Genomic DNA, 13324 nt, shown 5'->3' with positions numbered 1-13324 from the left:
TGGTGGCAGCCTGCGAGAGTGATTTCCAGACGACAGGAGGAATAAAAATGAGCACAACACTGAATCGCGACACGCTTGCGCAGGTTTCCCCTAAGCTGGCTGAACTGAGCCAGCAGGTACTTTTTGGCGATATCTGGCAGCGTCCGCAGCTAGCCCCGCGGGATCGCAGTCTGATCACGCTTGCCGCGCTGGCAGCCCTGGGGCGCACCGCGCAGCTTCCCTGGCATATCGGCTTCGCCCGGCAAAACGGCGTGACGGACGACGAAATAGCCGAAGCGTTTACCCATCTGGCGTTTTACGCAGGCTGGCCGGCCGCCGTCAGCGCGCTGAGCAGCCTTGCAGAGGAGAAACAATAATGCCGTTTGTTCGTATCATGACGGGTGACCGCTATAGCGAGATGCAGCAAAAGCAGATCTCGGACATTCTGCACCAGGCGCTGACGGAAACCTTCGCCGTTCCCGCACAGGACAGATTCCATTTTTTTGAATGCTTCGCAGCCGGGGATCGATACATTGATCGGCACTATCTCAGCACGGGCAGAACGGAGGGGGCGATACTGTTTAATATCGTTGCTGGTAAGCCGAGGAGCACTGAACAGAAATCTGCCCTCTACCACCAGCTGGCTGCGCAACTGAATGAGAAGATGGGCATTGAAGGTGGAGACGTGATGGTCGTTATCCAGTTTACGGCCGCTGAGGACTGGAGCTTCAGCGGCGGCAAACGCTATCAGCCCTGAATGACGTAGCGCGTGGCGGCGAAACGGTTCAGGATCAAATGCACCAGAAAGACCATCGTCAGCGTCGCCACCAGCGAAAAGGTCACGGAGGTGATGCGATAGAGATCGCTGAACACCAGGTCGCTGTCCGGGTGCATGTTCTGCCCGAACATAATGCCGATGGTCGTGATGCTGGAAAACCCCACGCCCGCGCCCACTTTCTCCATCACGTGCAGCCGCGCGCCAAACGCCAGGCCGAGGCCAATCAGCGGCATCATCAGCAGCATATGGCTGCTGTGATCGTAGAGGATAAGCTGCACCACCAGAATGTAGAGGCAGCCCAGCACTACCCCGACCACGCGCCAGATGGAGCTCATCACCGCGCCGCGGTAGTGCATAGGGAACAAGATCAGAATTCCTGCCATCAGCGCCGAGAGCGAATCGCTTAAGTCGCTAATCTGAAACACCACGAAAATCATCGTCGCGACGCTGCCGGAGAGCAGCGACTCGTGGCGCACGCGGGCGTCGTCTTTCTCAATCAGCGGCGGCGGCTTGCGGGGCTCCACGTCCGGCAGCAGGTAGTTCATCAGCGCGCTCAGGCACACCGCCATCACGCTCGCTTCAATGTTGGAAAACAGCAGCGTGTGCCAGTTTGTGGTGGGGTAGCTCATAAAGTTGAGCATTACGCTCTGACACACAACGCCCATCGAGCCGAAGAGGAACAGCGGCCCTTTGCTCATAAAGCGAAAACGCATCACGTAAAGGGCAAATACCACCAGCGTCATGATGACCGGCCATTGGGAAAGATAGCCGATGATAATCACCATTTCGACGCAGTTCAGCGATGCGCTGAAGATAAACTGCTTCGCCACGTGGCGGTTAAAAACTGGCACCAGCGAGAGGAGCATGATCGGATAGACCACGAAAAACACGCCGTAGCTGGTGTTGTAGAAGCTCGATATGCTCAAGGCAATCATCCCGGCAAAAACGATGCGCAGGGTCTGGCGAAAGTCGTTTGCCGTGTAGACGATGTTGCCGTGCGGGGTAAAGACCCGTGCCAGCGTATTAATAGACATAGTGAAGCAGGCTCACCAGGTGGATCTGCATTCCGGAGAAGAAGCGCGCAAACGGCCCTTCGCTGTTGTAGAGCTGCACGGTCGCCCGCGCGCCGGTTGGCAGCGGCTTCGGCAGCGGCTCATCCAGCGTGACGTGAATGCGCATGCGCTGAGCGTCTCGTACCCAGCGGTTAGAGGTCTCCGGCTGGGAGAGCTGGCCGTTAACCGCCTCCTGGCCTGCGAGGATCCCCGCGTCGCTGCTGGCCACGTGGGCGCGGAACACCTGCCCCGGGAAGGCGTCAAACACTACGGCGGCATCGGTGCCCTGACGGGTATGGCGCAGGCTCTTCTCGCGGAAATCGGCCACGATATCGGTCTGGTTGTTTACCAGCGCCAGCGCGGCGGAGCCGGATGAGGCGTAAAAACCGGGGCTTAACTGCAGGTTACTGACCGTGCCGTCCGCCTGGGCGTAGACCTTTGTCCAGCCGAGGTTCAGCTCTGCTTCATCCAGCGCGTTGCGGTATTTTTGCAGCGTCACGTTGCGGTGTTCTTCGCGCTCGCCGCGCTGGATGCGCAGGTTCCGGATGTTGGCCTGAATCGTGCTGACGGACTGCTCGCTGCTCTGCCAGGCGGTGCGGACCTTATCCAGATCCGCCTGCGAGACGTTCTGTAACGTGCTCAGCTTCTGATAGCGTTCGAAGGTCACCTTGTCGTTACGCGCGGTCAGCACCGCGGTTTTCAGGCTGGCCTGCGCGGCGGCGATCTGCGCGTCCAGCTGTTCGTTAGAGAGACGCGCCTGCTCCAGCGCGATTTGCGCCGCTTCCACTTTATTGCGAAACGGCGTGTCGTCGAGCTCAAACAGCAGATCGCCTTTCTTCACCTGGCTGTTGTTGTGGACATGTACCGCCGCCACGTAGCCGGAGACGCGCGGAGAAACCGGCGTCACCACGCGCATGACGGTGGAGTCCGGCGTCAGCGGGATCCAGATATCCGCGACGACAAAATAGATAAACATCAGCAGGAAAGAGGCAATACTCACCCTTACCCAGCGGGCAAACTTTTGTTCAGGGGTCATTATTTTTCGGTCTTGTTGTCTTCTTCGCGGATTGTCCGCAAATTGCAGGCGATTTGATTTAACGTGGCGCTGAAAATCTCAATATGCTCCGGCGCGATGTGTTGCGACACGCGCGCCTGATAGGTCTCAATCACCTGAGTGAGCCTTTTTAATATGGCTTTTCCCTCAGGCGTCAGCGTCAGAAGCCGGATGCGCTTGTCATAAGGCGATGTGGTGCGCAGCAGGTAACCCTGTTTTTCCAGCTGTGTCAGGGTGCGCATCAGCGGCGGCAGTTCAATACCCTGCACCTCCGCCAGCTCACTCATTGAGACGTTATCCCCGAGCTGATGAAGCTGCATCATCACCGTCCAGCTCGACTGGGTTAAGCCGGTATCGAGAATGGCATCATCGATCACCGCACGCCACTGGCGCACGATCATCGCCATCCGCATGCCCATCGGCCTGCGGCTAAACAGCGCTTCTTCACTCATGGGGAAACCTCTCGTCACACGCGGCCAAGATAATAGTTATCAGGGTAAGTATCAAGAAACGAGAGGCAAAAGCGCAGGAATTGCGAAAACGATGTCTCCCTCTCCCCGTGGGAGAGGGTCGGGGTGAGGGCACCAGCCCGCAGTGGAGTTTAGCGGCTAAAATGCCTCCTGACGGCACTTTTTCCCGAAGCCGTCACCACCACCTCCCGATACCCCGCCACCCGCTGGATCCACCCTTTGCTTTCCAGATGAATAAGCAGCGCCGCGCCAGCTTCGCCTCCGAGGTGAAACCGCCGCTCGCTCCAGTCCAGACAGGCGCAGCAGGCCTTGCGGCGCGGATGAGCGCTTAACGACACGCCGAGCTTCAGAAACTGCTCCCGGCCATACAGCGTGAGCGCTGAACCGTCTGCCTCAAGCCAGCCTTCCGCCTGCATGAAATCGTAGATCTTTACCGCCACCGCGCCCGCCAGATGATCGTAGCAGGTGCGCGCCTCCCGCATGGCCTTCGGCGCGGTGGTTTCCGGCGGCGCAATGCGGCTCCAGGAGAGCCCCATCATCTGTTCGATCAGCTCCGCCACGTCGTGCCCCGCCAGACGATAGTAGCGGTGCCGCCCCTGAGACAGACAGGTAATCAACTTTCCCTCCACCAGCCGGGCGAGATGCCCGCTGGCGGTCGAGGGGGCGACGTCTGCCGCGGTGCTCAGTTCGGTGGCGGTCCACGCCCGCCCGTCCATCAGCGCACACAGCATCTTCACGCGCGACGGATCGGCCATTGCCGCCGCCACCGCCGCAATGGCCTGCTCCAGCGCCGCGCCGTTATCAGTCGGTAAGCTTGTCTTTAACATGTGCTGCCCAGGGTTCGGTGATCTCTGCGGCCAGCTTATCATCATCCGTCAGCAGAATAAGGTGATTCGCATGGTCGCTGTACTGGGTAAGAACAGACACGCCGCGTGCCGCCAGCGCCGCCGCGATTTCACCCAGCTCGCCGGGACGCGACTGCCTGAGTTTTCTGATAACCGGCCTGCGCACCGCCTGCACGGTAAACCCGGCCTCCACCAGCACGCGGCGGGCTTTTTCCCCGTCCTCCACCAGGAAATGGGCATCGGTACCGAATACGCCGCCCCCCTCAAGCCCTACGCCGTTGCGCCCCAACAGCTGTCCAAAGCGCGCCAGCTCGCCGGGTCCGTCGCGGAAAATCACGTGAACGTCATACATTCGCGCGCCCTCCCGTTTCAGAACTGTACTCCCGCACCAGCTGCGCCACGCGAATACGGTAGAAAGAGAAAATCGACTCCCGCCCTTCGGCCTGCGCCGCCTGATGGAAAACGTTCTGCTTCCAGCGGCGGACGGCCTCTTCATCCCGCCACCAGGAAAGGGAAAGAATTTTGCCGTCGGTCGTCAGGCTCTGGAACCGTTCGATATCGATAAAGCCGTCGATGTCGGCCAGCAAAGGCTTAAGCTCTGCGGCAAGTTGGAGGTAGCGCGCCTGATGGGCAGGCGCGGCTTTGGCTTCGAAAAGGACTGCGATCATGATGGTCTCTCCGCTGTGATGTTGAGGAGAGAATGCAGGATGGAAAAACACAATGCTTCGGTAAAGAGCGAAGCTTTAGCCCAGAACCGACCTCGGCTCCATAAACGCCCGGATCCCCCACTCGCCCATCTCGCGCCCCACGCCGGAGTGCTTAAACCCGCCGAACGGCGCTTTCGGTTCATGGGCCAGGGTGTTCACCAGCACGCGACCGGAAACAATCTGCTGCGCCACGCGGCGCGCGCGGTCCGCACCGCCCAGCACCACCGCGCTCAGGCCGTAGTCCGTGTCGTTGGCAATGGCAATCGCCTCCGCCTCGTCACGATAGGGAATTACGCACAGCACCGGGCCAAAAATCTCGTCGCGGGCAATCGTCATTTGGTTGTTCACGTCGGCAAACAGCGTCGGGCGCACAAACCAGCCGTCCTGCGTGCCTTCCGGCCGCCCCTCGCCGCCCGCCAGCAGGCGCGCCCCCTCTTCGACACCTTTGCGGATATAGCCCTGCACCCGCTGCCACTGCTTTGCGCTGACCATCGGGCCGACGTCCGTTGATTTATCGCGCGGGTCGCCGGAGTTCACCGCCGCTACGGCCTGCGCCAGCGCGGTTTCGATCTCCGCCTTACGCGAGTAAGGCACCAGAATGCGCGTACCGGCCACGCACGCCTGCCCGCTGTTCATAAACCCGGCCTGAATGACAAGCGGGATCGCCTGCGCCAGATCCACGTCATCCAGCAGGATCGTCGGCGATTTCCCGCCTAACTCCAGCGTCACGCGCTTAAAGCTTTCCGCCGCGTTGCGCAGGATCGCCTTGCCGGTATGCGTCGAACCGGTAAACGAGATTTTTGCCACGTCCGGATGGCGGCTGATTGTGTCACCGACCGTCTCACCCCGCCCGGTGACGATGTTAAACACGCCCGGCGGCAGAGCCGCATCGCGCAGCGCTTCGGTGACAATCTGCGTTTGCAGGGCGCTCATTTCGCTCGGCTTAATCACCGCCGTACAGCCCGCGGCCAGCGCTGCCGCCAGCTTGCCGCAGATAAATCCTGCGTCGCTGTTCCACGGCGTAATCAGCCCGGCCACGCCAAGCGGCGTCATCTGCACCGTGGCTACGCCCGCGTGGGTGACGAATTCAAACGCCTCCAGCGCCTCAATCGCCTGAGCAATCACCTCCGCCGGATAGCTGGCCATCCACGCCGAGCGCGAGGCGGGCGCGCCGTACTCTTCGATGACCGCTTCCAGCAGATCGTCGTGACGAGCGGCCACGGCGGCGTGCATACGTTTTAGCGCGGCAATGCGCTCCTGCTTTGTCGTCTGCGACCACGCGGGGAACGCCGCTTTTGCCGCCGCAACGGCGCGCGCTGCGTCAACCTCATCCGCCAGGCGTACCTGCCCGATGACCTGCGCCGTCGCCGGATTGTATAAATCAAACCGTTCGGTGCCGTGCGGGGTAACAAATTCGCCGTTAATAAAGATCTGTTCGATAGTGTGCATATAAACCTCCTCAGGCTGTGTGAGCACAGTCTGGCACGGCTTCTCCGTTGCGATAATCCACGCTATGCTGCAAGGGTTGTTTCGATTTTCAGGATAATCTATGCATCGTTCAGGTCTGACAGAGCTGGAAGTGGTTATGGCGGTGGTGCGGCGCGGCAGCTTTCGCGGCGCGGCGCAGGAGCTCGGCATGTCCGCCACGGCGGTCAGTAACGCCATCGCCGGGCTGGAGAGCCGCCTGGATACCCGCCTCTTTAACCGCACTACCCGCAGCATGGCGCTCACCGACGCCGGACAGCGCTACGTGGCGCGCGTTGGCCCGGCGCTGCAGGAGATCCGCCTCGCCAGCGAGGAGATCCACAGCGACACCGGGGAACCCGCCGGCACGCTGCGTCTGAACGTGCCGAACCATATCGGCACCCTGTTTCTGGACCAGCTGCTGATCGACTTTATGATCCGCTACCCGAAGATGCGCGTGGAAACCGTCAGCGAAGCGCGCATGATCGACATCGTCGCGGAAGGCTACGACGCGGGGATCCGCCTCGAGGAGTCCGTGCCGCAGGACATGATCGCCGTGCCGCTGACCGGCGAGATCCGTCAGCTGGTGACCGCCACGCCGGACTATTTTGCCCGTCACGGTACTCCGCAGACGCCGGACGATCTGCTTTCACATCAGGGGATCGGCATGCGCATGGCCCACGGCGGGATCTACCGCTGGGAGCTGGCGCGTCGGGGGGAAACGTACGCCCTTGCCGTACCGCCGCGCTTTGCGACATCCGATCTTTTCGCCTCGATCCGCGCCGTAAAGGCGGGATTAGGGGTAGGATTTTTGCCGGAACTGTATATCCGGGAAGAGCTTGAGCGTGGAGAACTGGTGAGCGTTTTAAACGACTGGGCGCAGCCCTTTGCCGGGCTGCGCCTGTATTACCCCGGCCATCGCCACGTCCCGCCGGGACTGCGGGCGCTGGTGGCGATGATCCGCGAGCGCGGGATTATTCCAGGTTAGCCTTATTCAGCCCGTAAGCCGCGTCCAGCGAGCCGGGCGCCATGCGGGAGGTGATCCCCAGACGGTTCCAGGCGTTGATCGCCACGATGGCGAAGTTCAGCTCTGAAATCTCCACGTCCGAGAAGTGCTCCGCCACGCTGCGGTACAGCGCGTCGCTCACCCCGTGAACGCCAATCTGGGTCAGCGCTTCGGTGAAGGCCAGCGCGGCTTTCTCGCGGGCGCTGAACAGCGGGGACTCGCGCCAGGCCGCCAGATGGTACAGGCGCAGCTCGCGTTCCCCGGCGATTTTGGCCTCTTTAGAGTGCATATCCAGACAGAACGTACAGCCGTTCAGCTGCGACACGCGAATGTCGATCAGGTGCTTCAGCGCCGGGTCGATGGAGGTTTTTGCCACCTCCATGCTCAGGGCAGACAGCGCGTTGGCGAGGGCAGGTGTAACTTTATGGTGGTTAACGCGAGTGCTCATTGTCTTTCCTCTTTTTGTGCGGCATGTGCCGTGCGATGAGGCAAATCTACGCCGTTCATGACATAGTAAAAAGATACAAAAAGCGTGAAATGAGGTAGGACATGAAGCCGGGCTATCACGACATTTATTCCCGCTATCGCGACAACATCACGCGCGGCGTGCTGAAGCCGGGCGATAAGGTGCCTGCCATCCGCGTACTGGCGGAAGAGCTGAAGGTGGCGCGCAAAACCGTCGAAACGGCGTATGCCATTCTGACGGGTGAAGGGTATCTGGTGAGCCAGGGCGCGCGCGGCACGCGGGTCAACCCGGATTTACTGCTGCCGGATAACAATGCCCCTGCAGAACAGCCTACCGGCACGCTTCCGGCCTCGCTTATCAGCCAGCGCGAGCGGGCCGGTTTTCTGCGCCCCGGCATCCCCGCCCTCGACAGCTTCCCGTATAAAAAATGGCTGCTGCTGGCGGGCCAGGCGACGCGCGCCATGCGTCAGGAGGAGATGCTCAACCCGCCCGTCCTGGGCTGGTATCCGCTGCGGCAGGCCATCGCCAGCTATCTCAATATCTCACGCGGCTTGTCCTGCACCGCCGAACAGGTGCTGATCACCAGCGGCTACAGCGGCAGCCTGCGGCTGATCCTTGACACCCTCGCCAGCCGCAGCGACAAGGTGGTGTTTGAAGATCCGGGCTACTTTATGGGTCAGCAGTTGCTGAAGCGGATCGTGCCGCGCCTGCATACGGCGCCGGTCGATCGCTGCGGCATTGATACGGACTACCTGCTTCGTCACCATCGTGATGCGCGTTTTGCCATCGTCACCCCCTCGCACCAGAGCCCGCTGGCGGTGACGCTCTCCCTGCCGCGCAAGCAGCAATTGCTCGACTGGGCCAGCCAGAACGAGGCGTGGATTATCGAAGACGATTACGACGGGGAGTTTCACTACACCCGCAAAGTGCTGCCGTCGCTGAAAAGCCTCGACCAGCACGACCGGGTGATCTTTATGGGCACCTTCAGTAAAACCATCATGCCGTCGCTGCGCATGGGTTACGTGGTGATGCCCGCCAGCACCGTCGGGGCCTTTACCGACTGCGCGGATATCACCACCAGCGGCCAGCCGGTGCTGACGCAGAAGATCCTCACCGCGCTTCTCAACGAAGGGCATTTTTTCCGTCACCTGAAAAAGATGCGCGCGCTGTACCAGACCCGCCGCGACTGGATGACTACAGCCCTGCGCGAGGTGTATGGCGATCTGTTTTTCACCGAGCAAAACGACGGCGGGATGCATATCGTGGCGTTTCTCACCAAAGGTAGCTGCGACCGGGAAATGGCCCGCTGCTGGCAGGAACAGCAGCTGCAGGTCAATGCGCTCTCGGAGTGGTATCGCGGGTCGGGCAAACGCTACGGGCTGGTGATGGGCTATAACAACGTACGGACGTATCAGGAGGCGGTGGAGCTGCTGGAAAGGCCGAAACGGCAGACGCTCGCGCTGTTGAGCTGAAAAACGCCGGGTGGCGGCTGCGCCTTACCCGGCCACGGTTTAAATATCATTGCGGGATAACCCAACGTCCTTGAGCTGCTCGTCGCTCATCTGGCTCAGGATGCGGCGGGTCCGGTTGATGCGGTACCAGTTACGCAGCGTTTTTGCGATCCAGACAAACACAATAAACGGACGTTTTGAACGATTCTCGTAGAATTCCATAATGCTCTCCTCACTGTGCCAGTGGGGTTATCTTCCTGCAAATCGACCTGCGCAATACAGATGCAAAAACAACTTTTGTTTAACATACAGATCCGCTAAAACGGTATCTGCATGCCGTTTTTTGCGGCAATCTGTACTGGTTTAATAATCTGTATGGTGAAAATAAAGGATACAGCATGACACGCTATCAACACCTGGCCAACCTTCTGGCAGAACGCATTGAACAAGGGCTGTATCGCAGCGGCGAGCGTCTGCCGTCGGTGCGCGCCCTGAGCCAGGAGCACGGCGTGAGCATCAGCACCATACAGCAGGCCTACCAGATCCTCGAAAACCTTCAGCTGATCACCCCCCAGCCGCGCTCCGGCTATTTTGTCTCGAAACGCAAAGCCCAGCCGCCCGTCCCGGCGATGACGCGCCCGGTGCAGCGCCCGGTAGACGTCACCCAGTGGGATGAGGTGATGATGCTGCTGGACGCCCGCGCCGACAAAGAGATGATCTCCTTTGGCGGCGGTTCGCCGGACATTTACCAGCCGAGCCTGAAGCCCCTGTGGCGCGAGATGAGCCGCCTTGCGCAGCATAACCCAAGCGAGATGCTGAGCTATGACGTGCTCGACGGCCGCCTTGAGCTGCGCGAGCAGATCGCCCGCCTGATGCTGGACGGCGGCTCTACCGTCTCGGCAAGCGACATTGTGATCACCAACGGCTGCCACGGCGCGCTGTCGATCGCCCTGCTCTCGGTGTGCAAGCCGGGGGACATCGTGGCGGTGGAATCGCCGTCGTTCCACGGCACCATGCAGATGCTGCGCGGGTTTGACATCAAGGCGATTGAAATTCCCACCGACTCTGAAACCGGGATCAGCATTGAGGCGTTAGAGCTGGCAATGGAGCAGTGGCCGATCAAGGCGGTGATCCTGGTGCCCAACTGCAATAACCCGCTCGGGTTTATCATGCCGGAAGCGCGGAAAAAACAGGTTTTAGCCCTCGCCCAGCGGCACGATATCGTGATTGTGGAGGATGACATTTACGGTGAGCTGGCGGCGGAGTACCCGCGCCCGCGCACCATTCACTCGATGGACATCGATGGCCGCGTGATCCTCTGCAGCTCGTTTACCAAAACCGTGGCGCCGGGCCTTCGCGTCGGCTGGATTGTGCCGGGACGCTATTACGACCGGGTGATGCACATGAAATACGCCGCGGGCGGGTTTAACGTGCCGGGCACCCAGATGGCGGTGGCGGCGTTTATTCGCGACGGCCATTACCATCGCCACGTGCGCCGTATGCGCCAGATTTATCAGCAGAATATGGAAACCTACACCTGCTGGGTGCGGCAGTATTTTCCGGCGGAGATTTGCGTCACGCGCCCGCAGGGGAGCTTCCTGCTGTGGGTTGAGCTGCCAGAGAAGGTGGATATGGTGTGCGTCAGCAAGCAGCTGTGCCGGCTGAAGATCCAGGCGGCGGCCGGATCGTTATTTTCCGCGTCAGGGAAGTACCGCAACTGCCTGCGGATCAACGTGGCGCTGCCGCCGACGGATAAGCATCGCGAGGCGTTGAAGAAGATGGGCGAGGCGATTGTGATTGCGATGGAGGAGTAGTACGTTTTTTAGCGCCGGTGGCGCTACGGAATAAAGTGGCCGGGTAAGGCGAAGCCGCCACCCGGCAAAATCAACGACTCAGAACTTCCACGAAACGCTGCCCACAATGCTGCGTTCTGCACCGAAGTAGCAGTAAGAGAGCGAGTTACACGCCGCAACGTAGCTTTTGTCCGTCAGGTTATTGACGTTCAGCTGCGCGCTCACGCCCGTGAGCCCCACTTTCGACAGGTCATATCCCACGACCATGTCCACCAGCGTGTACGATGGAAGCGTATGGGTGTTCTGGCGATCGCTGGCGATCCCGTTGACATAGCGCACGCCGGAGCCGACGGTCAGGCCGTCCAGCGGGCCGGTTTTGACGTCGTAGCTCAGCCAGGCGCTGGCCATGTTACGCGGGGCATAGACGGCGCGCTTGCCCTCCTCTTCCGGGCTGCTCTTCTTATAGCGAACATCCGTGTAGGTGTACGCCGCCTGCATACGCAGGCTGTCGGTCAGCTGACCAATCGCCTCCAGCTCAACGCCTTCGGATTCGATTTCACCGATGGAACGGTACGGATCGGTCGGCTCCTCTTTGGTGGCAATGTTCTTCTGGTTGATGCGGAACACCGAGGCGCTGAACTGGCTGTTCATCCCTTCTGGCTCATACTTCACGCCCGCTTCCCACTGCTTGCCCTTCATCGGATCCAGGATATTGCCCTGCTCGTCGGCAAAGCTGGTCGGCGTAAAGGCGGTGGAGTAGCTGACGTACGGCGCAACGCCGTTATCAAACAGATACAGCAGCGCCGCGCGGCTGCTGAAGTTGTTTTTATCCAGATCGCTGCGGGTGTGGTTAAAGTTGTCGACGTTCGACACGCTCACCTGGTCGTAACGCCCGCCGAGCGTCAGGCGCCAGCGGTCAACGGACATCTGATCCTGTAGGTAGTAACCGGTCTGGCGAAGCTTATGCTTTTCCCTGCTGTACTGGGTGATGTAGTCCGGCTTCGCACCGTAAACCGGGTGGAAGGCGTCAATCGGCGGGAAGCCGCCATAGTAGCCGGTCACGTTGTTGGTGCGGTCCTGGTAGTCCATGCCGATCAGCACGCGGTGGTTCACCGCCCCGGTGTCGAAGCTGCCGTCGACCTGGTTATCCAGGGTGATGGCGTTCATCTTCTCGTCAGAGCCGGAATAGCCGCGGTTCAGCTCGGTGTCATTCAGCCAGCCTGCGGCATACACCTGGTTCAGCTCCACTTTGGTGTGCAGGTAGCGCAGCTTCTGGCGCACGGACCAGCCGCTGTCAAACAGGTGCTCAAGGTTATAGCCGACCATGTTTTCCCGACGATCGTACTTGTCGTAATCGTCTTCACCTTCAAAGAACGTGTTGGAGATTTTCTTCCCGCTGTGCGGCACAACCGTGCCCTCGTACGGCAGGCCGGAGTGGCTGCCGCCTTCCGGATCGCGGTGCAGGTAGGCCATCAGATCCAGACGGGTGTTATCGGTGATACGCCAGGTCAGGCTCGGCATCAGCGCGTAACGCTCTTCCTTCAGCGGATCGAACTGGGAATCGGCATAGCGGGTCATCCCACTGAGGCGCACCGCCACGCGGTCATTATCATCAACCGGGCCAGTGACGTCGAACATCGCCCCACGCTGGCTATTGTTCCCGGCGAAGAGCTTGATCTCCCCGCCCGGATCGAACGACGGCTTACGGGAGGTAAGCGCCACAATCCCGCCCGGCGATGAACGGCCATAGAGCACGGAGGCCGGACCGCGCACGACTTCGATACTGTCCAGGAACCACGGATCAACCACCAGCGAGCTGTGGGAGTTGGTGTCGCCCATCATCTTCAGGCCGTCCAGGTAGACGTTGTCCAGGCTGCCGTCAGAGAAGCCGCGCAGCACCATGTAGTCAAAGCGGTTAGACGCCCCAATCTGGTTGCTGTAGACACCCGGCGTGTAGCTCACGGCCTGACGCACGCTGGTTGCGCCCTGCTCTTCGAACTGCTCGCGCGTGACGATAGAGACCGACTGCGGAGTTTCAATATCCGGCGTTTCAAGCTTGGTGGCCGCAGACTGCATCTGCGAGGTCACCACCACGGTGTCAGTTTTTTGCGCATCCTGCGCCAGTAAAGGAAAAGCGACGCTACCGGTAACCCATCCCACCAGCAGTGCCAGACGCGATTTAGCAAACATAACCCTCTCCAGAGATATTTCTTATTGTTAATAAGAATTATTACCTTTTTGAGAGTGCAAACGGCTATG

General features: G+C 60.3%; 15 protein-coding genes. 5 read left to right on the top strand and 10 right to left on the bottom strand.

Translation table 11 applies throughout. From position 1 onward, the window contains the following. Window positions 1-47: 47 nt before the first annotated feature. Window positions 48-356, top strand: coding sequence for a carboxymuconolactone decarboxylase family protein (locus tag DG357_RS03095; RefSeq protein ID WP_028015385.1), 309 nt, complete (start codon window positions 48-50; stop codon window positions 354-356). Continuing rightward, window positions 356-736 (top strand): tautomerase family protein, encoded by a 381-nt coding sequence (locus DG357_RS03090; RefSeq protein WP_069733133.1) that lies wholly within the window; start codon window positions 356-358, stop codon window positions 734-736. The genes DG357_RS03095 and DG357_RS03090 overlap by 1 nt, the downstream gene beginning before the upstream one ends. On the opposite strand, the gene DG357_RS03085 is transcribed toward DG357_RS03090, so the two are convergent. From DG357_RS03085 to DG357_RS03055, 7 genes are all read right to left on the bottom strand, one after another. Then, window positions 727-1791 carry a DUF2955 domain-containing protein gene (locus DG357_RS03085; RefSeq protein WP_045259544.1) on the bottom strand — a complete coding sequence of 355 codons (1065 nt, stop codon included), beginning with the start codon at window positions 1789-1791 and terminating at the stop codon, window positions 727-729. The two genes, DG357_RS03090 and DG357_RS03085, sit on opposite strands and share 10 nt — an antisense overlap. Beyond that, entirely contained in the window at window positions 1781-2848 is a 1068-nt protein-coding gene (locus DG357_RS03080; protein WP_028015382.1) for an HlyD family secretion protein, read from the bottom strand. The genes DG357_RS03085 and DG357_RS03080 overlap by 11 nt, the downstream gene beginning before the upstream one ends. Beyond that, window positions 2845-3315 (bottom strand): MarR family winged helix-turn-helix transcriptional regulator, encoded by a 471-nt coding sequence (locus tag DG357_RS03075; protein ID WP_028015381.1) that lies wholly within the window; start codon window positions 3313-3315, stop codon window positions 2845-2847. The genes DG357_RS03080 and DG357_RS03075 overlap by 4 nt, the downstream gene beginning before the upstream one ends. Before the next feature lie 149 nt (window positions 3316-3464). Next, window positions 3465-4160: an ArsR/SmtB family transcription factor gene (locus tag DG357_RS03070; RefSeq protein ID WP_041911329.1), complete on the bottom strand. Its 696-nt coding sequence runs from the start codon at window positions 4158-4160 to the stop codon at window positions 3465-3467. Further along, window positions 4135-4530: an amino acid-binding protein gene (locus tag DG357_RS03065; protein WP_045631062.1), complete on the bottom strand. Its 396-nt coding sequence runs from the start codon at window positions 4528-4530 to the stop codon at window positions 4135-4137. Before DG357_RS03065 ends, DG357_RS03070 begins: the two co-directional genes overlap by 26 nt. Beyond that, window positions 4523-4846 carry an antibiotic biosynthesis monooxygenase family protein gene (locus DG357_RS03060; RefSeq protein ID WP_041911331.1) on the bottom strand — a complete coding sequence of 108 codons (324 nt, stop codon included), beginning with the start codon at window positions 4844-4846 and terminating at the stop codon, window positions 4523-4525. The genes DG357_RS03065 and DG357_RS03060 overlap by 8 nt, the downstream gene beginning before the upstream one ends. Before the next feature lie 75 nt (window positions 4847-4921). Beyond that, window positions 4922-6334: an aldehyde dehydrogenase family protein gene (locus DG357_RS03055; RefSeq protein ID WP_108780316.1), complete on the bottom strand. Its 1413-nt coding sequence runs from the start codon at window positions 6332-6334 to the stop codon at window positions 4922-4924. Between the two features lie 100 nt (window positions 6335-6434). On the opposite strand from DG357_RS03055, the gene DG357_RS03050 reads away from it, so the two are divergent. Then, window positions 6435-7337, top strand: coding sequence for a LysR family transcriptional regulator (locus DG357_RS03050; protein WP_088204615.1), 903 nt, complete (start codon window positions 6435-6437; stop codon window positions 7335-7337). Here DG357_RS03050 and DG357_RS03045 read toward each other — a convergent pair. Then, window positions 7324-7803, bottom strand: a complete 480-nt coding sequence (locus tag DG357_RS03045) for a carboxymuconolactone decarboxylase family protein (protein ID WP_014882392.1) — start codon at window positions 7801-7803, stop codon at window positions 7324-7326. The two genes, DG357_RS03050 and DG357_RS03045, sit on opposite strands and share 14 nt — an antisense overlap. Before the next feature lie 101 nt (window positions 7804-7904). Here DG357_RS03045 and pdxR point away from each other — a divergent pair, with 101 nt between their 5' ends. Continuing rightward, complete coding sequence (gene pdxR / locus DG357_RS03040; RefSeq protein WP_088204616.1) at window positions 7905-9293, top strand: MocR-like pyridoxine biosynthesis transcription factor PdxR; 1389 nt, start codon at window positions 7905-7907, stop codon at window positions 9291-9293. Between the two features lie 39 nt (window positions 9294-9332). Here pdxR and DG357_RS03035 read toward each other — a convergent pair whose 3' ends face one another. Next, window positions 9333-9494: a DUF1127 domain-containing protein gene (locus tag DG357_RS03035; RefSeq protein ID WP_063154866.1), complete on the bottom strand. Its 162-nt coding sequence runs from the start codon at window positions 9492-9494 to the stop codon at window positions 9333-9335. 176 nt (window positions 9495-9670) lie between these two features. On the opposite strand from DG357_RS03035, the gene DG357_RS03030 reads away from it, so the two are divergent. Continuing rightward, the gene (locus DG357_RS03030; protein ID WP_088204617.1) at window positions 9671-11086 is read left to right on the top strand and encodes an aminotransferase-like domain-containing protein; all 1416 of its coding nucleotides are present in this window, start codon (window positions 9671-9673) and stop codon (window positions 11084-11086) included. A 78-nt stretch (window positions 11087-11164) separates the two neighbouring features. Here DG357_RS03030 and foxA read toward each other — a convergent pair whose 3' ends face one another. Continuing rightward, a complete protein-coding gene (gene foxA, locus DG357_RS03025; protein ID WP_108780315.1) occupies window positions 11165-13273 on the bottom strand; it encodes a ferrioxamine B receptor FoxA in 2109 nt (702 codons plus the stop codon). Window positions 13274-13324: the final 51 nt, after the last annotated feature.

It is taken from the genome of Enterobacter bugandensis (assembly GCF_900324475.1).
Lineage (GTDB): Bacteria > Pseudomonadota > Gammaproteobacteria > Enterobacterales > Enterobacteriaceae > Enterobacter > Enterobacter bugandensis.
The sequence above is the reverse complement of the archived record's forward strand: the minus strand, read 5'-3'. Positions and strand labels throughout refer to the sequence as shown.